The following is a 25,199-nucleotide window of genomic DNA, read 5'->3' on the forward strand; positions in this document are numbered from 1 at the left end:
CAAGTGCAGGGGAAGTATACCTCGGCAACTTGCGCTTTTTTGCATACAAACAAATTATCGATACGTAGGATGGATGATGCCAATATCGCGTTCGGTGCTCAAACTTCCATCAGCGTAACGCTGCATTTCATTTCCTTTGACCCGAATCGGAATGCGCTCTCCTTGATAGAAGAGCTCTCCCTCGACTGTGCGAACGCTCATTCCAATAACGCCTTCCAGATGTCCACTATGATCCGTCACCAGTCGAATCCCTGACGGGCCATCCAGATGAACCTTGCCTTCCAGATATACCGTCATGCGATCAGGCGTGTTGACCAATTCATATCCTACTTTGTTGACTTTTCGGCTATAAGCCGTGTTGCCAGATACGATCTCACCATGATCTATGTCGATGGGGAGCAGTCCGGTAAACCAGAGCTGATTCGATCCAACAGGCATAATTCCGCATAGTCGCTCCACATAATCGAGGAGACAGAGGATGGAGGGTGAGTACGTCTCGGTAAAACCTTGTTCTCCGGTCCATGGGCTTAGTACCTGACCAAATCGCTTATCTTTGGATAGGGCGGACAAGATAGGCTGCATTACCCAGGTTAGCTCCACATATCGATGATGATACTCGAATGCGTGTGGCGCCCGAATCAGACTCAGGAAATTGGATGCCCCTCCCCAGCTGTTATAGGAGGAAAAGGGATCAAATCTGGGATCATCCATTGAAATCGATGTAAACGGGTATTTAGCGAAAAACTTGCTTGTATTCAACAGGTACCGACGCAGTAGGTTATCGAACAATTCACGGTCACCCACCTCGCAGGCCATTACGCGGAGCAACACATCAGATTGGACTCTGACCAATTCGTCATTACGATCCCGATCATAGAAGAACATATCCTGTTCGTCGTAACAATAACGGAAAAGACTTTCCAGGCTAGACTCGGCTTTTGCTTTCCAATCCGTTCCCGATTCTCCCAGTTCTTCAGCCATACGGGACAGATACATGCGCTGACAATAGATATTGGCAGTCAGATCAGGTGCCAGAAAAGGCAGAATCGGAGAATCCGGGTGATAGGCAGAAGCATCATTCATATAAGGTGTATCCGGAACATGCCAGAATCGCGGGGATAAGTCATGTCCGGTGTCAAACGTACTGAAGGCCTCTACACAGCCAGTTCCTCGGGTATTACGGTTGTGGGCAATCCACTCATCGTAACGAACCATAGCCTTATACATCGTGTTCAGGAAAGGCGACTGCTTGCCATGATTGATATGAAGCTGATAGTGGTTCCATACACTGCGTGCCAGCGGAGTGACCAACTGGATTTGCCGGAAAGAGGGTCCGTTTGCCGTGAGTTTATACGGGAGCAATCCATCATCTCTTTGCTGCTTGGCAAATGCGAGGTACGTTGTTTCGGACACAGATGGAAGCAGGCGAGACAGCAGCTCCGCATTGATGGTACCTGTACTCTCTAACCAACAACCCAGATAGATGCCACCTTCTTGTAAAATAGGATCGCTGTCTCCCATGGGCAGGATACAAGCAAGCAAATTCCCCACCGCTGCATAATACGTAGCTTCCAGTTGTCCGCCTGATGCCGCAAACCGGATACCCGACGCATGCCATTCTTGTAATAACTGCTGATCTTCCGGTTTAACTGGCTGAACTTGATCCATAATCGAAATGTTGCGCAGCCGATTCAGTAACTCTTCTGTCATATGTTCCTCCTCACAGTGTCTGGTTTCTGGTTATTGATTCAATTCAAAAATACGAACGGTCCCGTTATAGAAGTCGGAGACAGCTTGCTCCACACTTTTTCGTCCAAATCCGATCTCTTGATTTGTCTTCTGAGCTAACTTGGAGAACTCTGCAAATCCCGGAGGATTGTAACTCACCTCAAAAGGTTCAGTTTTCGTAGCTTCAGAGACAAGGTTTTTACCGAGTCGACTTGCAGATTAGGCACAATAATATAAAAAAGACTGCGTGATATGCGCAGCCTTTAAATGAAATTAATAATGTAGTGCAGACCTGGGGGACTTAGAAACGAACCAGATTATTGACGTTGACAGGCAAACCCGTCGCGATGGCGCGATTGGCAGCAATACCCGTCAGAATGGATCTGGCACCGTCCACGTGGTTAGCAGCGCGATGGAACGGATCTTCAACAGGCTCTCCAAACAGATCATTCAGCAGAACCGGGTCACCTCCGCCATGTCCACCTGCTTTCTCTTCCACTTCAACCTCATATGGCGCATCAAACATTGGAAGAACCCGCAACGTTTTACCGATTAAAGCACCTTCTTTACTTTTGTCACCCAATGAATTGACATAGGATTGCTCCACAATGTTCATTTCAATCCGGCCTTTGGTGCCATTAATGGCAATGCGATAACCCTCCCATGGCTGGTAGGCAACGAGGGAGTAGGTCAGAATGGCTTTGTTCCGATACTTCACAAGAACACCCATTGTATCCTCAATGTTGATGCCATCCCCAAATACACTCTGATCGCGCTGGTAACCATCTTCCGATTCGGCATCCAGATACATGGACTTCATATGTGCGTCTGAATCCAAATGCAGTGCAAAAGGGTCATCCTTTGCGATCGGGTTGCCGGTTGCCCGGTTGTAGAATTGCGTTACACCGCGTTCTTCTGCGTTTTCTCTGCCGTAATACATCAGATCACCAAATGCAAACACGGTATCCGGTTGCGAGCCAATCCAGAAATTCACCAAATCGAAGTGATGGGTGGATTTGTGCACGAGTAATCCGCCGCTATTACGCTTGTCCCGATGCCAACGGCGGAAATAATCTGCCCCGTGGCGAGTATTCAGCAGCCATTCAAAGTGAACGGAAGTGACTTTCCCGATGGTATCATTCAGAATGAGTTCTCGAATCTTAGTATGGTGCGGTGCATAACGGTAGTTAAAGGTGACTCTTACGTTCTGGCCAGTCCGCTTGACAGCATCCAGAATCTCCTGACATTTCTCCTCATCGATGGTCATCGGTTTTTCGGTGACAACGTCACAACCCAGTTCCATCGCACGAATGATGTACTTGTGATGGGTGCGGTCAACACTCGTTACGATGACATAGTCAGGCTTCTCGTTCTCAATCATCTGATCAAACTGATCTGCAGGATAAGTGGGTACCTCAGGATACTCGTACTTTTCCTTCAATAGTTGATTCGCGTAGTTCATGCGGACTTGATTTATATCACAAAAGCCGACAAGCTCGGATGTATCCTTGTAATCCCGGGTCAAAGCACCATAAAAAAATTCGGCGCGGCCGCCGGTTCCAACTAATACATAACGTTTCTTGTTACTCATGTCTATCGCCTCCTTGAATATAGCTCTAGACTATAACAAGGGAGTACTTCTTTCGCCGCATTTTATGCGTAACCGCTCTCAAATGCCGCATATTTTGCTATAATTTATGGAAAGGAGAGAGGGCGATATGACAGAACCTTTCAGTGCAGATTTTCATGATCCCTCGGATTTACTGCACATCGAATATGATCGTCGCATTGGATATTTCTCGATGACGGATGACCATCTGCATGATCATTATGAGTTATATTACCTGTTGTCTGGTGAGCGTATCTATTTCATTAAGGACCGGACCTACCGGGTAAAGGCTGGTGATCTGGTGTTTGTTGACCGCAATACGGTTCATAAAACATTGGAGAGCGGTATGCCTGACCATGAGCGGATGGTGCTGTATTTGAAGCCTGAGCTTTTTGCAGCCATAGCTATTTCCGCGGAGTTAGTTGAAGGCTTGAAGGAACCCTTCTGCTGGGACATTCCTATTGTAAGGTTTCCTTCACAGGTCACTGAGGTTCTAGAACGGATGGTTAGCGAAATGGTGGATGAAATGCTTCGTCCTCAACCTGGAAGCAACCTGTTGCTCCGTCACCGGGCTATTGAATTGTTGCTGCATGCCTATCGTAATCAACACTTGGGCAGGTTAAGCTCCGATGATCGTGAGCCGGTTCTTCATCCCAAGACACAGGCAGTTGTACGTCACCTGAATGAGAACTATCAGAAACCACTGACATTACCGGAGGTGGCGGGCATGTTTCGCATTAGTCCGCATTATCTGAGTCGATTGTTCAAACAAACGACGGGGTTTACCTTCAGTGATTATCTGAATCTGTTACGGGTAAAGGAAGCACAACGTTTACTGCGAGAAAGTGAGGAATCCGTTACGGATATCGCCTGGCTTGCGGGATTCAGTAACTTCTCTCATTTTGGCAAGATGTTCAAACGTACCGTTCAGGTATCACCAAGAGTTTATAGGCAGGAATACAAGGAATCGGGTTCCGTGAGGACCCTAAAAGAGGGAGAGAATATACGATGATTGAAGCGAGATTAAATGAACTGGGGATCATTTTGCCACAGGCAAGCGCCCCCGCAGCGAAATACGCTAATGCCGTTATTGTGAATGGAATCATGTATGTATCCGGGAAAGGACCGGATACCTCCGAACGCGGCAAACTGGGATCAGACTTCACAACAGAGCAGGGGTATGATTTTGCCCGGAATGCTGGACTGGAGGTGCTTGCTGTCGTTCGAGATGTGTTGGGTTCACTGGATCGGGTGAAGAGAGTGGTTAAAGTGCAGGGATTCATTAATGCGTCCGCTTCGTATCAGGAGCATCATAAAGTGCTGAATGGATTCTCGGATCTGATGATGGAGGTATTTGGGGATCAGGGGGTACACGCTCGTTCAGTATTCGGTGCAGTGTCCGTAAGAGATAATTTGCCGTTGATCATTGATTCTATTTTTCAAGTGGAGGAGTAGGTATAACGATGACAGAATCGTCTTCATTTAATCCAATTATGCTAACGATTCCCGAGAGCTTCCATACGAAACGCCTCTCGATTCGAGCACCACAGTGGGGGGATGGCGTAGCCGTTAATGAAGCGGTCCGTGAGAGTGCGGAGCAGCTACGGTTGTGGTTACCTTTTGCCGAGAAAATCCCTTCATTGGAAGAGTCTGAAGTGACTGTTCGCAAAGCAAGGTTGCAATATCTGGAACGTACCGACATGATGTTACATTTGCGTGATAGACATACGGATGAATTCGTAGGCAGCAGCGGGTTACATCGTATTGACTGGAATGCACGCTGTTTTGAGATCGGTTACTGGATTCGAACATCGCGAACTGGTGAGGGTTTGATGACAGAAGCGGTGAAAGGCATTGAGCAATTTGCCATTACTCATCTGGGGGCGAATCGGCTGGAGATCCGCTGTGACGCCCGCAATGTGCGAAGTGCCAAAGTAGCCGAACGAGCGGGTTATACACTGGAAGGTGTACTGCGCAAGATGAGACGTGACAGCACAGGTACGCTGGTCGATTGTATGGTTTTCTCCAAAATCAGAGGCAGTGAGTTCGAGTAAAGGGAGGGTAGATATGGAGCGAATCGGTCAAGGAAGAACTGCGGAAATCTATGCGTATTCGAACGAGCACATTATGAAGTTATATCGAATGGATTTTCCTCACGAAGCCGTCCAGAATGAATTTAGAATAAGTGAGTTGGCATTCAAAAAAGGACTCCCCGTCCCACAGGCAGTATCCTTAATAGAACATACTACATCGCGAGCAGGCATCGTTTTTGAGCGAATCCAGGGGATTACCCTGTTATCACTTATCATTCAGCAACCGGAGTTACTAGAGCAGCTGGCGTTTAAAATGGCTGACTGCCATTACAGACTTCATTGCGAGCGAGATGATGAAGGAACACTCCCCTCCCAGAAGCAGATTTTATCTGGAGCGATTCACAATGTTCAATTATTGTCGGAGGACGATCAAGCGCGAGTCCTTTCTTACTTAACAACATTGCCTGATCAGCAACAGATCTGTCATGGCGATTTTCACCCTGATAATGTTATGCTCAGTGAGGCTGGCGATCAATACTGGGTCATTGATTGGATGACTGGTATGTCGGGTGATCCTGCGGGTGATGTGGCTCGAAGCTGGGTAATATTAATGAGTGCCACATTGCCGGAAGATATAGATCCTGCTATACGAATGGGGTTTGAAACGGCTCGTGAATCGCTGGTCGAATTTTACATCCATCATTATATGCAACTTTCCGGGATTACACGTGAAGCAATAGAGTCCTGGATGCTGCCAGTTGCTGCCGCGCGTCTTGACGAGGATTTGCCCGCTCAAGAGGTGGAACAGCTGCTCAAGTTTGTTCAGGAACGAATTCGTCGGTTAGACGAATCTAATGATTTTTATATATAAGGGTAGAGAAAGAGAGGGGACATATTTATGCTGCATTCATTAAAGGCCATACAATCATACAAGTCAGGTAATACGCCGGAAGCCCAGCAGCTATGGCTGCAACTGCTGGCAGCAGCGGAGAAACCCCATATTAACCTCGAACGCATTCATTCCATTGCCGAACTTGAGGGAACAAATCCAGTACTGGACTACACCGAGCGTACACTGCATGTGTTGGAGGAGCTTCAGGTTTCTTTTTGGGTGCGAGAAATTCTGGAAGACGTATTAACCTGGTCAGAGACGGCGAAGGCCGGATCACGGGAGCAACGGCGGGTATGGCAAAAGCAGGGCGTTAACTTGTTTGTACACAATGTGGGGTCCGCTCAGTTATATGACTTATACGCAGTGGCAGAGCACCTGGATAATGACATCGATAAGACCAAGGAGACGAGTATATATCAACTTGGTTCTCCGAGTGGTGCTCTAAGTAACAATGCGGATATAAGCGAGCATGATGCGCTGAATACACACACTCCAAGGCATGAGATTATACGTACTCTAATTGCTACACATGGACTTATTGGTCAATACATACGGGGTGAGATTCCATTTGCCGAAAATGCTCCGCTTCACGGCTTGATCGTCAAAGGATGGCTTACTACAGATGAATTGCACACCATACTGATGGCATTAAATGAGTGCATTATTGCAGGCGTTGATCGAGCGTTATGGAATCAGGTTCAGGCTGAGGTACAGCGAATTGTAGGCTGGATTATCACCGGACCGAATCATGAGGACTGGAGCGTGAAGGAACGGTTATCCCGCTTAAGAAGTTCATCCATTCGGCAAGGAGAAGCTATGGATACGGCTTATGCCAGGCTCCAAACGGAACTGGATGTAGAACAGGCGCTGGCTCCGCTGGCTCATCGCACATTATGGTATGTGGAGTCGGCCATGCAGGATTTTTCGTTGCAGGAGATGGTGAAAGTGTTCCTGTTGACACTTCGCAGCGAGAGAATGCATCCAACATCCATGGAGAGTCGATCTGAAATCGTTCGCCATATCAGCTTTGAACCATTGATGAATACGATGTATTACGACTATAAGGGCGTCAAGAAGCTCAATATTTACAAGAAACGAATGATTGAAAAATATTTGGAACAGTATTCGTGGGAACAGATTGTGGCAGGGGAGCAGATCGTCTATCCCCATCTAACCCATCGCATTGAACGTCATACGGATCTGCCGGATACATTATTCGTGACCTTCGAATTTTCTCCGGCTGCCGAGAAGCTGATTGCATTCTGTATTGAAGCGGAGAAGTCGCCGTTATACGAGAAGGCTGTACTGCTGTTATTTGACCTGTTCGGATTACGCCGGGATGCGTATGATCGTTTCCACAACGAAGAGACGTATTTGTCCGATATGAACAGCTCCGGTGATTACAAAAAAGTACTGCTCGACTATATCGTTGGTAAACGAGTACTGGATATTGGTCCAGGTGGAGGAATTCTGCTGGATCTGATTGAGCAGGAAAAACCGGAAGTGGAGCCGATTGGTATCGATATCTCAGCCAATGTCATTGAAGCGCTGGAACGCAAAAAACAACGTGAGGGACATCGCTGGCAAGTGATGAAGGGCGATGCCCTACAACTGGAGCAATATGTGCAGCCGGGCACAGTGGATACGGTTATTTTTTCATCCATTCTGCATGAATTATATTCATATATTGAACTGGACGGTCGAAGATTTAATTCCGATACGGTTGTAGCAGCGCTGAGAAGTTCATTCCGTGTGCTGTCACCTGGAGGAAGAATTCTGATTCGGGATGGGATCATGAGTGAGCCGGAGGCGCAGAAGCGCCGGATTCGTTTCCTGGAACCGGATGGGATGCGCTGGCTGGAGCGGTATGCAGAGGATTTTCAGGGACGTGCAATTCAATATGAGCGGGTCTCAGACAATGAGGTCGTATTGCCGATCAACGATGCAATGGAGTTTCTCTACACCTATACGTGGGGCGAAGAGGCATACGTGCATGAAATTCAGGAACAGTTCGGTATATTCACGCCGACAGCCTATGAGAACTGTATTCGAGAAGCGCTGGGTGAACAAGCCGAGATGATTACGTTCCGACATTTTCTCCAGGAGGGGTACACGGAAGCACTTGGAGAACGAATGATCTTCATGAAGGAAAATGGTGAGCCTGCGCCTTTGCCAGACAGTACCTGCCTGATTGTCATTGAGAAGAAAAAAGGGGTGGCGGATGGATGATGAGTGAGGCCAGTACGTTTTTATATTTTGTCAGACATGCGGAGTCTCGATATGTTGAAGGACAGGAACGCGAGCGTGGACTGACAGAGCAAGGTCATCAAGATGCGGGAACGGTTGCCAGTCTGCTCCATGGGGAGCAGATTCAACTGTTTTATTCTAGCCCCTACAGGCGAGCGGTAGATACGATTCAGATTCTGGCAGATTGGTCAGATGGAATTGTGGTGACAGAGGAAGATTTGCGTGAACGCCAGTTGTCGAGTTCAGATGTGAAGCATGCTAATTTTCGTGAAGCCAAGCAGCAGTTGTACCGTGATCCTACGTATGCGTATTCAGGTGGGGAGTCTGGTGAACAGGCTCGCTCAAGGGCAGTAGCGGTAATTGAGAAAATTTTGGATAAACATGTGGGTCACAAGGTAGTCATCGGAACCCATGGAGATGTAATGACACTTATTTTACAACACTATGATTCTTCCTACGGGTATGACTTTTGGGAGAGTACTACGATGCCGGATATTTTTAAATTGCAGTTTGATGGAACGCGCAAGTTGGTCCAGGTCACCCGATTGTGGGAGTGACAGAGTTATATATGAGAAATGCATTTGCCAGAATGATAGTGGGGAGGAGTGAGTTGGCGGATGAAAATTACGCTTTTGCCTGATACATACTTTATTGAAAATCTAAGCGTATCTCCATTACAGGATAGAATGTACTGCATATTTGATCTCGAAGGTACAGGCATTAATCCTGTGGTGGAGAGTGTGACTCAATTTGGTGCGATGCATTACCAAAGAGGTCAACAATGCAAGACAACATTTTCTTCACTAACACGCGCGAACAAACCAATACCAGAACCTGTGGCGAAATTAACAGGAATTTCGAATGAGGAAATGTTGGAGGCTCCGTCGTTCGTAGAAGCATTTCAGGAATTTCAGAAATTTATTGGTGATAACGTTCTTGTGACACAAGCTGGATATGAGTATGACCTACCCATCTTGAAGCGGCATTGTGATGAGTATGGGCTTCCGATGTTGACCAACCCGGTGCTCGATACAAAAGCGATGTTCACCTACATTCATCCTGAGATTAACGAGGTCGTTTCTACAGATTTTCTGATTCGGTATTACGATCTGAATACAGATGGAATTCACAGGCACAATGCTTTGGCAGATTGTGGTGTGATCGCTGGTATCTTTGAAAGTATCCTTAGCGAATATGAGGAACTTCAATTGGATCATTTTACAGCCGATCCAAAGCAGATGATGAAACGTTTCGTTATACCAGAGATGTATCTGACTTGACGAGGAACTGGAGGAGAGATCAATGAGCAAAACGGATGTGGAGAAGCTACTGTTGGATCTTAACGAGGGACAGATTCTGACCCAGCAGACATTCGAAGGATTGGATGTGGAAATTTACTTGGATGAAAGGGATGCTTCTGCATTTGCTGACGAGTGGATGCAAGCTTTTGTACGATGGGCTCAAGATACCGCGGTAGCTGAAGAAGAGGTGCTGCGCGCATGCAGGGAACAGGCGTTTAAACAAACCTTGGCTCTCACCGGCGAACCTGAGTTAGCGGGGTATGTGAGTGATGATATGGGTTTAATTGGTGCTGCATTGTTACAGGGTACGGCGAACGATTTCTTTGTGGATCAGTTGTTGGAAAGTTACCGTCAAGGCAGGTTGCCCCTGCGATAAGCGGGGGAGGACCAACAGGGTTGTTTTCGTTTGTATAAAAAAACAGCATCAAATGTACATTGTGGGTCGGCTGAGGCATAAGGTACAATTCACCTAAGCAATCGATGAGAATGATAATCATTATATGTGAGATATTCTCACGGTTACATCAACAGATCACATAGGGGTGAAGGGTAACATGGTAGGTTTAGTTAAAGGTTTCAAAGGGTGGACGATTACATTACTGCTCATGGGTCTGGTTATTTCAGGATGTAGTACAAATACCGCTACGAATGCGGAACAGACTCCTGCAACTGCAACTGAAAGTGCGGCTTCTGGAGAAAATACTTCTGGAACCGAGACAGAGCCTGCGACACGAGTTGTACAGGATGAATTTGGAGATGTGACAATTCCGGTTCAACCACAGCGGATTGCTGGAATATATGTGGAAGATTATTTGAAGGCGCTTGATATTACACCTGTAGTGCAGTGGTATAACCCGATGTGGGGTGTACAGGATTATTTAGGACTGGATGTTCCTCAATTTGATACTACGGGGAGTATTGAAGCTTTGTTGGAATATGATCCGGATCTCATCATTGTAGATGGTGGGGTAGATATGGAGAAATATGAGATGTACTCCAAGGTGGCACCGACATATCGTCTGCCTGAGAGCGTACTGCAGGATTCGAATCAAATTTTGAAAACCATTGCCGATGTTGTAGGGAAACCGGACAAGGGTGAAGAAGTTGCTGCGGCATTTAAGGCCAAGATTGCAGATGCTAAGGCGAAGTTGCAGGAAGCGGTTGGAGACGAGACTGTCGCAGTTGTCCGACTGAATGTTAACGATGATACACTGGCACTGTTCGGTGTGAAAAATCGGTTCACCGGATTTATTTATTCGGAGCTTGGCCTAACACCTCATCCTCTGGTTAACAAGATGGAAGAATACCAGGAAATTCTGTCTGAAGAGGCCGTGCCGCAACTTGATGCAGATCATCTTATTGTGTTCCCTTCCAATGGTGAATGGTCTTCTCCTGAGAACAAGGAAGCCTTGAAGGTACTTGACAGCAAATTGTGGAAATCTCTTCCGGCCGTTAAGAACAATCAGGTATATATTATGGAAAGATCACATTGGCAATCAGGTGCGATTACAGCAAATTCCATGAAAATTGATGATCTCTTGGAAAAATTGACTCCATAATTGAATCGATTACTTAAAGAAAGTTCTTCAGCCAGGGTTGAAGAGCTTTCTTTTTTCGTATACACTATTTTAAATGATAATAATTCTCAGTTAAGGACGATGAACATGTGCCCTACGATAATACAACTGATCCCCAAGCCCTGGCTATGCTCACTTCAGCATATGGAATACGTAGATCACCATCAATCTCATATCGATAAACGTTTGTTATACAGAACGTCGTCTTCACACGCTATTTTTGTTGTAACGTCTGGGAAGGGTTCAATAGTTTGCTCAGATCGGGAATCTCATTTGGAAAAAGGAATGATTATGTTTGTTCCGGCTGGAACATCCGTTAAAATAGAAGGTTCGCCTTGGACAGAAAGTGAATTGCAGTATTATAAGCTTGATCTGATGGTGGCTGAGTTAAGCGAAGATATTTCGAACGCTTTGTCTAGAAGAAACACGGAGGAGCAGCAGGAACTTTTCCAAAGTTCAGATTCTTCGACATTTTTACCTCTTATGCAACTCAGCTTCAGTCCGTGGAGTTCTTGTCTGGAAGCCTTGGAACAAATACTGCGTCAACAGGTCACTGGCGATTGGCTGGAGCAATGGGAGGTACAGCTTCGTTTCCAAGAGTGGTTCCGTGCCTTAATTCGCCAGAGTGCCCCCGAAACAGAAGTACCCGATGATCGTGCCCGTCTTCAAAGTTCAATTCGTTATATTGGCGACCACTATGATCAGACGATAACCGTGGATGAGCTCGCGGCAGATATTGGTCTTACCAGAGCCAGCTACACTCGGCAATTCAAAAAAATTACGGGCAAACTCCCGCTTGAATATGTAAATGCGGTTCGGCTTGAACGCTCGAAGCAACTATTGCAGCTCACAGATGATCGCATCCATGAAATTGCACAGAATGTGGGATTTAGCAGCGAGTATTATTTTGGCCGCCGATTTAAGCAATATGCTGGTATTTCACCTGGACTATACCGCCGTCATCACCGTCAAGAGGTTCGTGTCTTTGCTCCGTATCTGGAGGACTTTGTGTTGGCTCTTGGCGTAAAACCCGTATTGCAATGTTCGCATCACTCCTGGGGTAGACAGCATTATTTGGGATTGGATGACGTACCTGAATTTGATGTGAGCCAGATGGATGCGCAGTTTAATCTATGCAATGTACCTGATTTTATCATGCTGGATAAGGGATATGATCGATGGAATCTGGACCGCTTTGAGCAGGTAGCACCTACATTTTACGTAGATCATCTGGGGGAGGATTGGCGCTCTATTTTGAGATCGACCGCCGATGTATTGGGAAAAGTGAATCGGGTTCAAGATGTAATTGGTGCGTATGAGGACAAGGCAATGGAAGCTAAGAGCCGGTTAGCACGTTATATGCGTGGTCAGACGGTAGCTTTTTTGCGTATATCTGCTTCGGATATTACTCTCTATGGGGATCAGCAGGGTTACGTTGGGCCTGTAATTTATCAGGATCTTGGACTGACTCCGCACTCCCGTGTACAGCAATGGACAAGACACGAGCGGAGGATTTTCATTGGATTGGACCAGTTAAGTCAGCTTCATGCGGATCACTTGTTGATTACATTTGACACTGGAAATTCTGCCAAACCTGGAGATGAGCGCGAACTACTCGAAAGGGATGAATGGAAACGTCTGCCTGCGGTGAAGAGCGGCAATGTGTATGAAGTGGATTTCATGTCGTGGATGAACTACGGTGTGATCTCTCATGGGAAGAAGATTGAGGATATATTGCGGTTTATGGCTTGAGGGATCGCATCCTGGTGCACCAATTTAAGATGGAAGAAATGTCATAGGGTTAAGACGCTATTTCTTAGCAGTGTTCCGCGAGGTAAATGGAGACATGAGAGACCCGAAAGCAGAAGGATAAGTGTGGTAGTTTGGGAAAAATAATTCCGAAGACAATGGTAAAAGGGGTTGTCAGTATTTTGATGGCGGCCCTCTTATTTTGTTTGAAAGGATGAGTTTATGGATGTTGTATCTGAAGTTTTTACTCAAATAGGTCAAACTGCAGTGATAGTGGGTGGGGCTGGTTGGCTTACAAAGTCCATATTTTCTAGTTGGCTCAATAAAAATGTTGAATCCCACAAATCCGAATTAAATAAATCAGTGGAGCAATATAAGTATGAAATTCAAAGAGAGTTGCAGTTGCATCAAATTAGAAATATTAAATTGCATAATGATCGGGCAGAAGTGATAAAAATTATGTATAGCCATTTAGTGAAAATGGAGCATTGGTTGGTGCAAACTTTTTGGCCAAAAGAGTACATAGGGCCATTATACCTTGAAGATAGAGCAAAAGAGGCATACAAAGCTGTTGGAGAATTTCTGAGGTTTTATCAGCTTAATAAGATATTTTTCGGTAAGTCTACTTGCGAAAGTATAGATATGCTAATTAAGGAGTCCTTGCGTATTATAGAAGCTATGAGAGATTCACATTAATAGACGGCACTGAAGACTCGCAAGTAAGACAAAAAGATGTATGGCACGATGCATGGAACTCTATAAATGCATCCATACCTCATTGAAAGAAGAGTTAGAGAATGATTTCAGACAATTAATGGGGGTACTTTAACTTCAATTATACATAAGGCTTTTTTTTTCGTATCTCTATGTATCTTATTAGATGCAATGTAATTAAACTCAGTTTTTATGAATAGAAACGAGTATTTTGTGAAGTGTAAAATCCAATAAAAAATAAAATTTCAAGAAATTAGCTGATATTTATAGATCAGCAAGTTTATGTTTAGACGTTAATCTGGAAGGTCGCTATAGTTAGTTCAAGAATAATGAATAAGGAGATTAACGATGAAAAAAAATTGTTTGGCGTTTATGACTGTTTTGCTTATAGTACTGTTGTTTTCTCAGTCGACAACAAGAGCGGCATCTCCATTGAGTAATAAGGTAGATGGCATGCTTGGATTTTCTCCACCTACAGGAACTGAAGTTAAGGCAAGTAGTGAGTATTCTATTTACGTTGCGAAAAATGTAATTGATAGGAAATTAAAAAACGAATGGAATGCTGGTACATATAATGGTAGCATAGAGCTTAAATTTCCCGAGCCAACTGAGTTAAACTTTGTTCATATTAGCACTGCAGCAGAGCCTATTAGAGCGGTTTCATATCAAATATATGGTCTAAAGGATGGAAAATGGACCGCTATAAGTCAAAAAGAAACACAATCATTATCAGAAAGGTTCAACACACCTCCGCCAATTAAAGTTACACAAGGAAAATACGAAGGAATAAAGATTGATGGAGAAGGCGGGTCTTCTTGGTTGGCAATTGATGAGATAACTTTAGGTATTTTAGAAGATATTAGATTAAATGGTTCCGTTAAAGGAACGACTGCCACCTTAAATTGGAATACAATAAATGATGCAACAGGATATAAACTGCAATATGGTACTGATTCAGGGAGTTATAAAGATTCGGTTACAATTGAAGGGAAAGAAAGTTCAGTTTACCAAGTGCCTAATTTAGAATACGGTAAAACTTACTACTTTCAAATTGTTGCCATATTTAATGGAGTGGAAACCGTAATTTCCAATGAAGTTGTATTAGCTGTGAATGAGAAGGAGACCGACACTCCAACACCAGAACAACCTCCTGGCGACCGTGCGATTCTCGTCGTTACCATGACAACAGGTTTGGAGAAAGAATTCGACCTAAGCATGAAAGAAGTAAATGATTTCATCAACTGGTATGAAGCCAAGCAAGCGGGAAGCGGAAAAGCATCGTATGCGATCAATAAACACGACAACAACAAAGGGCCATTTAAGAGTCGGAAGGATTATATCCTGTTTGATCGGGTGTTGACGTTTGAGGTAAGTGAATACTAAAAAATGTGAAGTTCCTCCAGCTTAGCTGAAGGGGCTTCTTTTTGCTTCCCAGTGATGAATGAGCCAATACAATTACCCGAAAGGCTTGTTTCATCTTATTTTAGTGTAGCGTTTACAAAAAAACAGGATAACGAGCACAAAATGCAAAAGCGGATGTCCTTGACTGAACGATTGTGACATACCATTAGAGTGAAGGCTGATCTGTAACGCAGGGATTGAAGCCTTCAAGCATAGCCATGAATGGCGGATGGGAGAGCTGTAATGACAAAACGGGTAATTCTGTTGGAAGAAGGTACGGCAGAGATGAAAGGGCTAATGGGCAGTAAAGGGGCTGATCTTGCAGAACTTATCCATGCAGGGTGGTCTGTCCCAGCCGGATTTGTGGTCACAACGGAATGCTGTCGCGAGTTCTGTACCCGTCTTGGACATCTTTCCGGTGAAGGAGAGGAAGAGATTATTAACGCGATCCGGCATCTGGAACAGCAAACCGGGAAGTTCTTCGGACATTCGGTGAACCCGCTACTACTCGCGGTACGTACGGACCAGGATCGAACCTCAGCAACTGCGACACAATCACTGCTCAATGTTGGTCTGAATGATGTTACTGTGGAAGGACTCGCACGTCAAACTGGTGATCGGTTGTATGCACTCCAATGTTATCTAGATTACTTAGAGGAATATGGACAGCTGGTATATGCAATTCCGTCTGAATCTTTCACAGAAATATCGAGTCACGTCAAGGGTCGGGATGAAACGGAACTTGAATTAACCATTACCGAGTTTAAATATTTGATCGAAGGGGAGGGGCGTAACCCTTTTCCTCAAGATGTTCAAATTCAATTCAAAGAAGCAGTACGTGCGGTATATCATTCACAGCGTATTAAAGCATCCAGATCTCAGGACGAGATCATGCGTAAATCATATTACATCTCTTCGGAGCAAAGCGCTCCTGTTCTTATACAGACGATGATGCATGGAAAATGTGGAGAATCAAGCGGGATCGGAACAATATATACGTGTAACCCACTTACAGGAGAAAAGGGAATTACAGGACAATATGTCCCAACCGGGAACGCGAGCCAGACAGATCACAGCCTGGAGCGTTTACGGAATGACGAACCTGAGCTGTACACAAGTTTGCTGGAGATAGGTAGCCAGCTGGAGACGCATAAGGGAGAAGTGCAGGAAATCACCTTTGTGATTGAATCCGGCGCGTTGTATGTTGTGCAGACCCAGCCCGCACGATTATCCTCAACAGCCACACTGAGGAGTACTGTGGATTTTGTCCATGAAGGACTCCTCACCAAGGAGGATGCACTTCTTCGCATCGAACCTGCGCATATCACGGAAGTGTTGAAGCAACACTACACAGATTCTAACAGCGAAGCGAGCAATGGACATCTGCCCATACAGATCCAGCCAGTAACTAATGATGAATGTCCAGCTTATAACAACTCAGATTCACTTTTATCAGCAGATCTGCAACTACTGTTCAAGTGGGCTGATGAAGTGAAAGAGCTGAAGGTACTGGCCAATGTAGATCATCCACAGGATGCCATGACAGCACGGCTACAAGGGGCCGAGGGAATAGGTCTATGCCGGACGGAGAACATGCTGTTATCACCTGCGCGGTTACCATTTGTACAAAAAATGATTCTGGCTGACAGCGAATCCGAGCGCAGGCGTGGTTTGGAGCGTCTGTTGCCGATGCAGCAGTCTGATTTTGAACAAATATTCGAAGCGATGGATGGATACCCGGTAACGATACGTTTGCTCGATTCGCCGTTGCATGAACTGTTACCGGATCTGGGAGTGTTGGAGAAACGACGTGAGTGGTTACAAGCAGAGGAGTGGCAGGAGCAAAAAGACCATCAGGTTGAACTGGAGGAACTGGAGCGTGTCATTCGCAGAGTCTCTGAATTGCATGAACATAATCCGACATTGGGGCAACAGGCTTGTCGGCTGAGTACGGTATTCCCGGAAATCGTTGATATGCAGCTGGAAGCGATATTCCGCGCAGCGGTGAAAGGCATCCGGGAAGGCTGGTGGGTACGTCCCGAGATTATGATCCCGCAGATCGGTCATGTGCATGAACTTCAGGTGATGAGAGACCTGGTGGATCATGTGGCTGACCAAGTGCTGGGTGAAGAAAAGCGGCATTGTCTCTATAGAGTAGGGGCGATGATCGAAGCTCCGAGAGCGGCGCTGACGGCGACTCATATTGCACGCCAGGCTGACTTTTTCTCGTTTGGCACGGATGAGCTGACAGAGATGACATTTGGATATAGCCGTCATGAAGCTGAGAAGCGGCTCCTTCTCCTTCAACGTGATACGGACTCTCGTACGGTAACGAATAATCCATTTCATGTGTTAGACATTGAGGGAGTCGGACAACTGATTGAGATGGCGGTAGTCCAAGGTCGAATTCGAAAACCTCATCTGAAGACAGGGATCTGTGGGGAAAATGTTGTGGACCTGGAGTCGATTACGTTCTGCCACCGCATTGGACTGGATTACGTAAGCTGTTTGCCTGAACAGATCCCTTATGCACGAATTGCTGCTGCACAAGCAGCCATTAAGGCACAGAGAGAGGGAGCAGACACGCAGAACACGGATATTTCTACAATTGCGTAACGCTCACCCTGTCCTACACGGAACTTCCATGGAATAGCAACCAGAAAACTGTTATACTGAAATATGCGTTTTGTAAAATGAACGTAAAATTTCAGGGTAAGGGTTGAAAGCGACCATGTATAATTCCAAAAATGAACGAACTTCATCACGGACCTTATTCGCCGTGTTATTCATTCTTATGCTGCTGAAGCTGTCACTGCTGCGGTATTTCTTTTTCCAGGGTCTGTCCGGCATCGGTCTGTTAACTGACGCATTAGGCGCACTAACCGTGGTATGCCTGCTGGATCTGATCGTGCCCAAAGGCTGGAAGCGAGCAGTATACGGAGGATTCAATATTCTGTTTTCTCTGGTGTTGTTCGCGGCTACGCTGTATAACGTTCATTTCAGTTCGGTACCCACATATACCGCGCTAAGTGAGTTGGGGCAAGTTGCCCAAGTACGGGGAAGTATCGGACCACTGGTACGACCGGAGCACTTTCTGTTTTTTGCAGACATCGTACTGGCATTGCCAATATGGTTGATTATGCGCAAACGTGCTGGCGGGCGTAACCACAGTAGTTACCGCGATAGCGGTTTGACGTTTGGCAGAATTCGCAGACGTTACTGGGGCAAGCTCGGCGTTGCGCTTACTGCTGCATTCTGCATCGTGCTGTCTGGCAGTTTTATTGTCAAAGGTGAAACGATTGATAACGAGTTGGTGCGAGCCGAGAATCTCGGTTTCCTGAACTACCAGGTATCGTCTGCCATTCTGACGAGCAAAGAAAATGAGGCCATTGCCAATGGCAACATTAACGAAACCATTGCCAAGATCAATGAGCTGGTTAGCCAGTATCCGTATCAGGATAAACCAAGTGACGGTACAGCCGTGAAAGCCAAATATTTTGGTCAGGCCAAAGGTAGTAACCTGATTGTACTGCAACTGGAGTCCTTTCAGAATTTCCCGATTAATGCTTCATTGGATGGTCAGGAGTTAACACCGGTACTGAATGATCTGGCCAAAGAAAGCTATTATTTCTCTCATTTTTTCCAACAGATCGGACAGGGAAACACATCAGATGCGGAGTTCATGTCGAACACGTCTATCTATCCAACCGGAGTTGTTCCCATGTCAGCAGGGTATAGTGACCGTGAACTGCCGAGTCTTCCCAAGTTATTAGGTAAAGAAGGATATGAGTCCGAGACGTATCACGTTAATGACGTCACCTTCTGGAACCGGAACAAAATGTATCCGGCACTCGGATTCACTCGTTACTTCGACAAGCCCAGCTTCGAGAACGACAGATTCAATGACTTTGGACCATCGGATGAAGAGCTGTACCGTGTAGGTGTGGAAAAAATGACTGCGCATCAGGCTGCGACTCAGCCGTTCTATGCTCAGTTCATAACGGCATCGAGCCACTCGCCGTTTACGGTTCCCGCTGATCGTGCACGGATCACGATTCCTGCGACCATCACGAACAAGCTGCTTCACGATTATCTGCAAGCGATCAACTATACGGATTATGCCATCGGTCAACTCATTAATGAGTTGAAGGCGAACGGATTATGGGATAATACTACTTTAGTTCTCTACGGAGACCACTTTGGTCTGCCTGCTGACGAAGAGATTACACAGCAGATTCAGGCCAATCTGGGCGTTGCTTATGACGGCAAAGTAAGTCGATTCAACATCCCGTTTATGATCCACACGCCGAAACAGACCAAAGGACAATTGATCGAGCAGCCTGGCGGTCAGCTGGATATGCTGCCAACGATCATGAATCTGATGGGAGTTTCGCTCCAGGATGAGAAATTCACTGCCTTCGGACATGATCTGCTCAACATGGACCACAATGCCTTTGGTATCCGGTATTACTTGCCAACGGGTTCATTTGTCAACGATGACATTATGTTTATCCCGGGTGCGGGCTTTGACGATGGAACAGCCTATTCGCTGAAGACATACGAGACGGTAACGGATTTGGAACCGTATCGTGCCGATTATGAACATGTGCTCAGCCTCATGAAACTGTCTGACGAGTATGTGAAGTTGTTACCGAAACGTGCACCATAAATTAATTTTCTGCAATAGGTCAGATCAAAAACGTCACCAGTTCAGAAGCTGGTGGCGTTTTTTTGCATGTTTCTTGCACAAGTGTGGTAATAAAGAGGATAACTAAAGTTTGAAACTGTAATAATTAATGTTACAATGGAATGAGCAAGAATGAAGTGAGCAAAAGCGCGTAATATTCGCAGATCTCATATTCACAGAACTTATGAACCTAACAGACGAGAGGATTGAATATATATGAAACTGAGTGTACTCGAACATGGACATATCAATGAAGGACGAAGTGTACAGGATACGTTGCAGGAAACGGTGAAACTCGCACAACATGCGGATCAATTGGGGTACTCCCGGTTCTGGATGTCGGAGCATCACGGTAGTGGTGCGCTGTCATTCTCCAGTCCTGAAGTTATGATTGCACATGTGGCTGCACATACGGATCGGATTCGCGTAGGTTCCGGTGGCGTTATGTTACCTCATTATAGTGCTTATAAGGTTGCGGAGAATTTCCGTCTGCTGGAAGCTTTGCATCCGGGGCGGATTGACCTGGGGATTGGCAGAGCACCAGGCGGCATGCCGATTGCCAGCAGAGCTCTGAATGAAGGGAAATCATCGAATGTACAATTCTTTCCGCAACAGATTGCGGATCTGGGTGGATACTTCCATGAGCAATTGCCCGAGGATCATCGGTTTGCATCTCTGGTAGCCGGACCATCGGTTCTCACGGTACCAGAAGTGTGGTTGCTGGGTTCCAGCTCCGAAGGTGCAAGAATTGCTGCGGCACAAGGGACGTCGTATGCGTTTGCCCAATTCTTTGGAACACCAGGCGGCGAAGAAGCGATGAAACATTACCGCAGACATTTCAAACCGTCCATCCTGAATGACAAACCACATTCAATGATTGCTGTCTCGGCATTCTGCGCGGAGACAGAGGAAGAAGCTGCTGAACTTGCACGCAGCAATGAACTTTTCTTCTTACGCCTTGGACGAGGTCTTGAACAAAGTTCATTCCCATCTCTGGAGACGGTGAACAACTATCCATACACAGCGATGGAGATGGAACAGATTCGTCAACGTCGTTCTTTTTCCATCGTGGGAACACCGGATCAGGTGAAAGACAAAATTACCGCAATGGCTGAACGCCATGAAGCAGATGAAGTCATTATTGCATCAGCGGTCCATTCGTTTGAAGCACGTCTGCGCTCATTCGGCTTGATTGCAGAAGCCTTTGGACTCAAGCAGGACTAATGGTAAGCAAGCGGGAATAACTACTCTGAACAGACTGGAATCTTGCTCATGCAAGGTTCCAGTTATACTCTTGCGTGATCAGGGAGAGGAGAGATTCACATGCGCAGATGTGTCATTAGTGATATTCATGGCTGTTACGATGAATTTAATGCACTGCTTAAGCTTGCAGATTATAATCCGCAGCAGGATGAATTGATTTTACTCGGTGATTATGTGGATCGCGGTCCAAGCAGCAAACAGGTCATCGAACAGATTATGCAGCTTCAGCAACAGCACGATATTATGGTGATTAAAGGCAATCACGATGCCATGATGGTCAAGGCGTTAACCCAGGATGTTGAGCAATATGATCAACACTGGATTCGTAATGGCGGATTACAGACGATGGCAAGTTATCTGGATCTGGAACTTACTTATGATGAGCAACAGATAGATTGGGAAGCTTATGCTGAAGCCAAAAAGTGGATACGTACACACTATGAACACCATCTTCGTTTTCTGGAACAGCTTCCGCTGGTGTACGAGATTCCGGGTTATATTTTTGTGCATGCCGGGATCAACCCGGATATCGAGGATTGGAGAAGCCAGTCCGAGCGGGACTTCATTTGGATTCGTGAATCATTCTATTCCAGACCAACAACGATTAGAGAGACGGTCGTATTTGGACACACCCCCGTGAAGCATTTGCATGATGAGACAGGCATTTGGTTTGACCCAAGCGGAGACAAAATTGGCATTGATGGTGGTTGTGCCTACGGAGCACAACTGAACCTGCTGGAGATTAGCGAGGACGGCAGTCTACAGACCTTTTTTGTACGGCAAGGGCAGAGCGCGGAAGAGCCTGAGATTTAATGTTTTCGTTGCGTATCAGAGTTTCGTATGCTAATTTATAAGGTTGTACGATGGAATAAATAGGATACATACCATATCGACTTGAGGGGAATGAACCAAGTTTGGCTATTTTCCAAAATGACTTGCCTGAGAATGATTTGCAATTAATTCGCTGTAAAGGGATTGGAATTTAGCCTTATTAGCGCTATAATCAGTAGGGTATGATTGAAATATGACATATATTTTCTATATAAGTTCAACTAAACTTTTTACACGAGAACGGAGAGGACAGAAAAAAGCTGGAGAAGCGGAGCGTTCGCCTTTATCACCGGATTTTCCCTTTAAAAGGGAATCAAAAAATCTGGGGATAACAGCGATCGGAAGGTTATTCTGTCATCGGAGTGGCAAGTGTAAACATTCTTTGGTTAAACTTATATAAATCAGAATTGACGGAGGGCTATGAATATGGAAAAAGCGTTAATCTTCGGTCACAAAAATCCCGACACGGATACGATCTGTTCGGCAATCGCCTATGCGGATCTCAAAACAAAATTGGGTCAGGACGTTGAAGCAGTTCGTCTCGGCGAAGTCAATGGTGAAACCCAGTTTGCACTGGATCAATTCAAAATTGCAGCACCGCGTCTGATTAAAACCGCTGCAAATGAAGTAAACAAAGTTATTCTGGTTGACCACAACGAGCGTCAGCAAAGTGTAAGCGATATTGAGGAAGTGACTGTTGTTGAAGTTATCGACCATCACCGTATTGCTAACTTTGAGACAAGCGGACCTCTGTATTTCCGTGCAGAGCCTGTAGGTTGTACAGCAACCATTCTGAATAAAATGTACAAAGAAAATGGCATCGAAGTGAGTGCACCGATTGCTGGCCTGATGTTGTCTGCCATTATCTCCGATTCCCTGTTGTTCAAATCCCCGACTTGCACAGAGCAGGACGTAGCCGCTGCGCGTGAACTGGCTGCCATTGCTGGTGTAGATGCAGACAGCTATGGTCTGGACATGCTGAAAGCCGGTGCGGATCTGAGCCAAAAAACAATTGCTGAACTGATTTCCCTGGATGCCAAAGAATTCGTAATGGGTCAATCCAAAGTGGAAATTGCACAGGTTAATGCTGTTGACGTGAATGATGTTCTCGTGAAGCAACCTGAGCTTGAAGCAGCTATTGATGCGATCATTTCCAGCAAAGGTCTCGACCTGTTTGTATTTGTCGTAACAGACATTCTGAACAACGATTCCGTAGCTTTGGCATACGGTACATCCACTAAAGCAGTGGAGAAAGCCTACAATGTGACGCTGTCTGATAGCAGAGCTATCTTGAAAGGCGTAGTATCACGCAAATCACAAATTGTACCGGTTCTGACGGAAGCATTCAACACGCTGTAAATCAAACCGATTGGCATATTCATACGCTGATATGTATTACAAATAAGTAGCAACACCATCCTAGCCTGCTCTGATCCGTAAATGGTCAGGACAGGCTTTTGATGTAGAGGAGGTAGAATCATGATCAAAAATGAAAAGATCAAAGCAACCGAAGTGCAACTGACCGGCCTGAATGGTGAAGATCTGGGTGTGATGTCCACGCAGGAAGCACTTCTACTTGCAAAGCAGCATAAAGTGGATCTGGTGTGCTTGTCCTTGATGACGAGTCCACCACCATGCAAGCTGATTGGAGCTGGAGCAGCCAAAGCAGAAGCGCAACAGGCGAAGAAAAAAGCGAGTAAATCTCCCGATAAACGTAAAGTCAAGGAAATTCGCTTGAACCTTGCGATGGAAGATCATGACCGGGAGACGAAGCAGTCTCAGGCGGAGCGCATTCTGAAGAAGGGTGATTCGGTAAAACTCGTCATCCAGGTGCATGGAGCCAAAGAAGGAGTTGCAGGCAAGGAGTGGGCTGAGCAACTGAGCAAATCGCTGGCTGAATTCGGTAGCAAAACGACAGGTGTTCAGGTAAGTGGTAAACAGGTTGTTGTGCAACTGGACCCGAATGCGTAAACTGCCAGAGCGATCCTCGATGTAGCACAAAGGTAAAGCGAATGTCGATATAGTAATGATTTTTTTTTGGATGTAAAAAAGCCCAATGAGGTGGCAGGTTAACTGCTACTGTATTGGGCTTGTTTGTCATCACTTGGATTGAGGTATTGTTCGCAATTGAATGCAAAATCCGTTTCCGTTTCAGTAGTTCAGCTGCGTAAATAACGGCTGCCACCAAGTCGTACATATAACTGTCCGGGTAATACGGGCGTAGAACCAGCGGCAATATTATTCTGGCTGTTTTTGGCGAATCGGGATAAATAAAAGAAGTCCGGATAGATCACCATATCCATTAAGTAGGCGGAGACTCGGCTACCTGGAACGCGGAACTGATTCAGGGTACGTATAATCTCTTCGCCACTTGCAATACCAATGCCATGACCATAATACAAGTTCTCGCGCAGCATGAACGTATTCTCTCCCTGCCACTCGGGGGTTTCCGGAGAAACATCCGGATTTTTGAAATACAGCACATCTCCTGGCAGGGCGGTTTCGCTACCGTTTTTTTCGGTTAATCGCAGGTCACTGTCATAATGCCAGTCAAAGAGTAACAGATTGCGAAACAGGGAATTAAAGGCGTCTTCGCGAATGCTTCCCAGCACTCCACCATACAGCACAATAACGGTAGCTGTTGCACATTCAAAAGCATATAAGTGTCCATTCCTCCAGATATCCCGGATGCCGTCGGCGGGGGTCACGTTTGATCTTAGCTCAAACCCACCTTCCGCATTACGATTCCAGTAGGCAGGATTACATCTGGATTTTTCAAAGGATGCAAAACTCACACCGCTTCGATCCAGTCCTTCCGCGGCCTCCACGAGAGAGCCCCTCAAGTCCCATTCAAATCGAAGATGATCCATGGATTGGTACACATACCTCGTTGGACGATTCTGGAGTTGCTGTAACCAATACCATTCAAAATCAGACCATTCCGAGCGGTTCAGCTGGACGGGTTGATTAGCAACAATGATCATGATCCATAACCTCCGTTCCTATTCGAATATTCAACATTGTATAATCGGGAGAGCACGGGTATTGTGTAGTATATGTCGATTCATGCAGGGATTTTGCCCGATCTCGTTTATCAATCATGGCATTTGGGGTAGTACTCTATAGATGAAGTTATGTTCAGGTCTATCTATTCATACGGAATACAT

Annotated in this window: 22 protein-coding genes; 18 read left to right on the forward strand and 4 right to left on the reverse strand. The window is 45.8% G+C overall.

Going from position 1 to position 25,199, the window contains the following annotated elements; translation table 11 throughout:
* Nucleotides 1-54: 54 nt before the first annotated feature.
* From MHI52_RS12930 to MHI52_RS12940, 3 genes are all read right to left on the reverse strand, one after another.
* Nucleotides 55-1,710 (reverse strand): MGH1-like glycoside hydrolase domain-containing protein, encoded by a 1,656-nt coding sequence (locus MHI52_RS12930; protein ID WP_405159144.1) that lies wholly within the window; start codon nucleotides 1,708-1,710, stop codon nucleotides 55-57.
* A 30-nt stretch (nucleotides 1,711-1,740) separates the two neighbouring features.
* Nucleotides 1,741-1,887, reverse strand: a complete 147-nt coding sequence (locus MHI52_RS12935; RefSeq protein WP_405159145.1) for a hypothetical protein — start codon at nucleotides 1,885-1,887, stop codon at nucleotides 1,741-1,743.
* A gap of 142 nt (nucleotides 1,888-2,029) precedes the next feature.
* Nucleotides 2,030-3,319 carry a Gfo/Idh/MocA family oxidoreductase gene (locus MHI52_RS12940; RefSeq protein WP_405159146.1) on the reverse strand — a complete coding sequence of 430 codons (1,290 nt, stop codon included), beginning with the start codon at nucleotides 3,317-3,319 and terminating at the stop codon, nucleotides 2,030-2,032.
* A gap of 127 nt (nucleotides 3,320-3,446) precedes the next feature.
* On the opposite strand from MHI52_RS12940, the gene MHI52_RS12945 reads away from it, so the two are divergent.
* From MHI52_RS12945 to infC, 18 genes are all read left to right on the forward strand, one after another.
* Entirely contained in the window at nucleotides 3,447-4,349 is a 903-nt protein-coding gene (locus tag MHI52_RS12945) for a helix-turn-helix domain-containing protein (protein ID WP_405159147.1), read from the forward strand.
* Entirely contained in the window at nucleotides 4,346-4,792 is a 447-nt protein-coding gene (locus MHI52_RS12950) for a RidA family protein (protein ID WP_047842646.1), read from the forward strand. Before MHI52_RS12945 ends, MHI52_RS12950 begins: the two co-directional genes overlap by 4 nt.
* An 8-nt stretch (nucleotides 4,793-4,800) precedes the next feature.
* Nucleotides 4,801-5,391, forward strand: a complete 591-nt coding sequence (locus tag MHI52_RS12955; protein WP_127546225.1) for a GNAT family N-acetyltransferase — start codon at nucleotides 4,801-4,803, stop codon at nucleotides 5,389-5,391.
* 13 nt (nucleotides 5,392-5,404) lie between these two features.
* Nucleotides 5,405-6,241 carry an aminoglycoside phosphotransferase family protein gene (locus tag MHI52_RS12960; RefSeq protein WP_127546229.1) on the forward strand — a complete coding sequence of 279 codons (837 nt, stop codon included), beginning with the start codon at nucleotides 5,405-5,407 and terminating at the stop codon, nucleotides 6,239-6,241.
* Nucleotides 6,242-6,268: 27 nt separating this feature from the next.
* A complete protein-coding gene (locus MHI52_RS12965; RefSeq protein ID WP_340390225.1) occupies nucleotides 6,269-8,491 on the forward strand; it encodes a class I SAM-dependent methyltransferase in 2,223 nt (740 codons plus the stop codon).
* The gene (locus MHI52_RS12970) at nucleotides 8,488-9,066 is read left to right on the forward strand and encodes a histidine phosphatase family protein (RefSeq protein WP_235431550.1); all 579 of its coding nucleotides are present in this window, start codon (nucleotides 8,488-8,490) and stop codon (nucleotides 9,064-9,066) included. The genes MHI52_RS12965 and MHI52_RS12970 overlap by 4 nt, the downstream gene beginning before the upstream one ends.
* Nucleotides 9,067-9,126: 60 nt before the next feature.
* Nucleotides 9,127-9,789, forward strand: a complete 663-nt coding sequence (locus MHI52_RS12975) for a PolC-type DNA polymerase III (RefSeq protein ID WP_282321701.1) — start codon at nucleotides 9,127-9,129, stop codon at nucleotides 9,787-9,789.
* Between the two features lie 22 nt (nucleotides 9,790-9,811).
* On the forward strand, nucleotides 9,812-10,186 hold the full coding sequence (locus tag MHI52_RS12980; protein WP_315370902.1) for a hypothetical protein: 375 nt from the start codon (nucleotides 9,812-9,814) through the stop codon (nucleotides 10,184-10,186).
* Between the two features lie 178 nt (nucleotides 10,187-10,364).
* Nucleotides 10,365-11,369, forward strand: a complete 1,005-nt coding sequence (locus MHI52_RS12985; RefSeq protein ID WP_036608793.1) for an ABC transporter substrate-binding protein — start codon at nucleotides 10,365-10,367, stop codon at nucleotides 11,367-11,369.
* A gap of 291 nt (nucleotides 11,370-11,660) precedes the next feature.
* Nucleotides 11,661-13,139 carry an AraC family transcriptional regulator gene (locus MHI52_RS12990; RefSeq protein ID WP_340390227.1) on the forward strand — a complete coding sequence of 493 codons (1,479 nt, stop codon included), beginning with the start codon at nucleotides 11,661-11,663 and terminating at the stop codon, nucleotides 13,137-13,139.
* A gap of 219 nt (nucleotides 13,140-13,358) precedes the next feature.
* A complete protein-coding gene (locus MHI52_RS12995) occupies nucleotides 13,359-13,832 on the forward strand; it encodes a hypothetical protein (protein ID WP_340390229.1) in 474 nt (157 codons plus the stop codon).
* 366 nt (nucleotides 13,833-14,198) lie between these two features.
* Nucleotides 14,199-15,233, forward strand: coding sequence for a fibronectin type III domain-containing protein (locus tag MHI52_RS13000; protein WP_340390231.1), 1,035 nt, complete (start codon nucleotides 14,199-14,201; stop codon nucleotides 15,231-15,233).
* 261 nt (nucleotides 15,234-15,494) lie between these two features.
* On the forward strand, nucleotides 15,495-17,867 hold the full coding sequence (locus MHI52_RS13005) for a putative PEP-binding protein (protein WP_340390232.1): 2,373 nt from the start codon (nucleotides 15,495-15,497) through the stop codon (nucleotides 17,865-17,867).
* Nucleotides 17,868-17,982: 115 nt separating this feature from the next.
* Nucleotides 17,983-19,920, forward strand: a complete 1,938-nt coding sequence (locus MHI52_RS13010; protein ID WP_340982750.1) for an LTA synthase family protein — start codon at nucleotides 17,983-17,985, stop codon at nucleotides 19,918-19,920.
* Between the two features lie 234 nt (nucleotides 19,921-20,154).
* The gene (locus MHI52_RS13015) at nucleotides 20,155-21,162 is read left to right on the forward strand and encodes an LLM class flavin-dependent oxidoreductase (RefSeq protein WP_340390234.1); all 1,008 of its coding nucleotides are present in this window, start codon (nucleotides 20,155-20,157) and stop codon (nucleotides 21,160-21,162) included.
* Nucleotides 21,163-21,261: 99 nt separating this feature from the next.
* Nucleotides 21,262-22,014 carry a metallophosphoesterase family protein gene (locus MHI52_RS13020; RefSeq protein ID WP_340032774.1) on the forward strand — a complete coding sequence of 251 codons (753 nt, stop codon included), beginning with the start codon at nucleotides 21,262-21,264 and terminating at the stop codon, nucleotides 22,012-22,014.
* Between the two features lie 444 nt (nucleotides 22,015-22,458).
* A complete protein-coding gene (locus MHI52_RS13025; RefSeq protein ID WP_017688903.1) occupies nucleotides 22,459-23,391 on the forward strand; it encodes a manganese-dependent inorganic pyrophosphatase in 933 nt (310 codons plus the stop codon).
* A gap of 120 nt (nucleotides 23,392-23,511) precedes the next feature.
* Nucleotides 23,512-24,003 carry a translation initiation factor IF-3 gene (gene infC, locus MHI52_RS13030; RefSeq protein WP_076327826.1) on the forward strand — a complete coding sequence of 164 codons (492 nt, stop codon included), beginning with the start codon at nucleotides 23,512-23,514 and terminating at the stop codon, nucleotides 24,001-24,003.
* Between the two features lie 188 nt (nucleotides 24,004-24,191).
* Here infC and MHI52_RS13035 read toward each other — a convergent pair whose 3' ends face one another.
* Nucleotides 24,192-25,016 (reverse strand): protein-glutamine gamma-glutamyltransferase, encoded by an 825-nt coding sequence (locus tag MHI52_RS13035; RefSeq protein ID WP_076327827.1) that lies wholly within the window; start codon nucleotides 25,014-25,016, stop codon nucleotides 24,192-24,194.
* Nucleotides 25,017-25,199 lie beyond the last annotated feature (183 nt).

It is taken from the genome of Paenibacillus sp. FSL H8-0283 (genome assembly GCF_045040675.1).
GTDB classification, from domain to species: Bacteria; Bacillota; Bacilli; order Paenibacillales; family Paenibacillaceae; genus Paenibacillus; species Paenibacillus amylolyticus.

Excerpts from the sequence above, each read along its gene's own strand:
- MHI52_RS13035 (WP_076327827.1), bottom strand. The coding sequence starts at position 25,016 with ATGATCATTGTTGCTAATCAACCCGTCCAGCTGAACCGCTCGGAATGG.
- MHI52_RS13000 (WP_340390231.1), top strand. The coding sequence starts at position 14,199 with ATGAAAAAAAATTGTTTGGCGTTTATGACTGTTTTGCTTATAGTACTG.
- MHI52_RS12965 (WP_340390225.1), top strand. The coding sequence starts at position 6,269 with ATGCTGCATTCATTAAAGGCCATACAATCATACAAGTCAGGTAATACG.
- MHI52_RS12930 (WP_405159144.1), bottom strand. The coding sequence starts at position 1,710 with ATGACAGAAGAGTTACTGAATCGGCTGCGCAACATTTCGATTATGGAT.
- MHI52_RS13020 (WP_340032774.1), top strand. The coding sequence starts at position 21,262 with ATGCGCAGATGTGTCATTAGTGATATTCATGGCTGTTACGATGAATTT.
- MHI52_RS13005 (WP_340390232.1), top strand. The coding sequence starts at position 15,495 with ATGACAAAACGGGTAATTCTGTTGGAAGAAGGTACGGCAGAGATGAAA.
- MHI52_RS12960 (WP_127546229.1), top strand. The coding sequence starts at position 5,405 with ATGGAGCGAATCGGTCAAGGAAGAACTGCGGAAATCTATGCGTATTCG.
- MHI52_RS13015 (WP_340390234.1), top strand. The coding sequence starts at position 20,155 with ATGAAACTGAGTGTACTCGAACATGGACATATCAATGAAGGACGAAGT.
- MHI52_RS12970 (WP_235431550.1), top strand. The coding sequence starts at position 8,488 with ATGATGAGTGAGGCCAGTACGTTTTTATATTTTGTCAGACATGCGGAG.
- MHI52_RS12955 (WP_127546225.1), top strand. The coding sequence starts at position 4,801 with ATGACAGAATCGTCTTCATTTAATCCAATTATGCTAACGATTCCCGAG.
- MHI52_RS12995 (WP_340390229.1), top strand. The coding sequence starts at position 13,359 with ATGGATGTTGTATCTGAAGTTTTTACTCAAATAGGTCAAACTGCAGTG.
- MHI52_RS13010 (WP_340982750.1), top strand. The coding sequence starts at position 17,983 with ATGTATAATTCCAAAAATGAACGAACTTCATCACGGACCTTATTCGCC.
- MHI52_RS12945 (WP_405159147.1), top strand. The coding sequence starts at position 3,447 with ATGACAGAACCTTTCAGTGCAGATTTTCATGATCCCTCGGATTTACTG.
- MHI52_RS12940 (WP_405159146.1), bottom strand. The coding sequence starts at position 3,319 with ATGAGTAACAAGAAACGTTATGTATTAGTTGGAACCGGCGGCCGCGCC.
- MHI52_RS13025 (WP_017688903.1), top strand. The coding sequence starts at position 22,459 with ATGGAAAAAGCGTTAATCTTCGGTCACAAAAATCCCGACACGGATACG.
- MHI52_RS12950 (WP_047842646.1), top strand. The coding sequence starts at position 4,346 with ATGATTGAAGCGAGATTAAATGAACTGGGGATCATTTTGCCACAGGCA.
- infC (WP_076327826.1), top strand. The coding sequence starts at position 23,512 with ATGATCAAAAATGAAAAGATCAAAGCAACCGAAGTGCAACTGACCGGC.
- MHI52_RS12985 (WP_036608793.1), top strand. The coding sequence starts at position 10,365 with ATGGTAGGTTTAGTTAAAGGTTTCAAAGGGTGGACGATTACATTACTG.
- MHI52_RS12975 (WP_282321701.1), top strand. The coding sequence starts at position 9,127 with ATGAAAATTACGCTTTTGCCTGATACATACTTTATTGAAAATCTAAGC.
- MHI52_RS12980 (WP_315370902.1), top strand. The coding sequence starts at position 9,812 with ATGAGCAAAACGGATGTGGAGAAGCTACTGTTGGATCTTAACGAGGGA.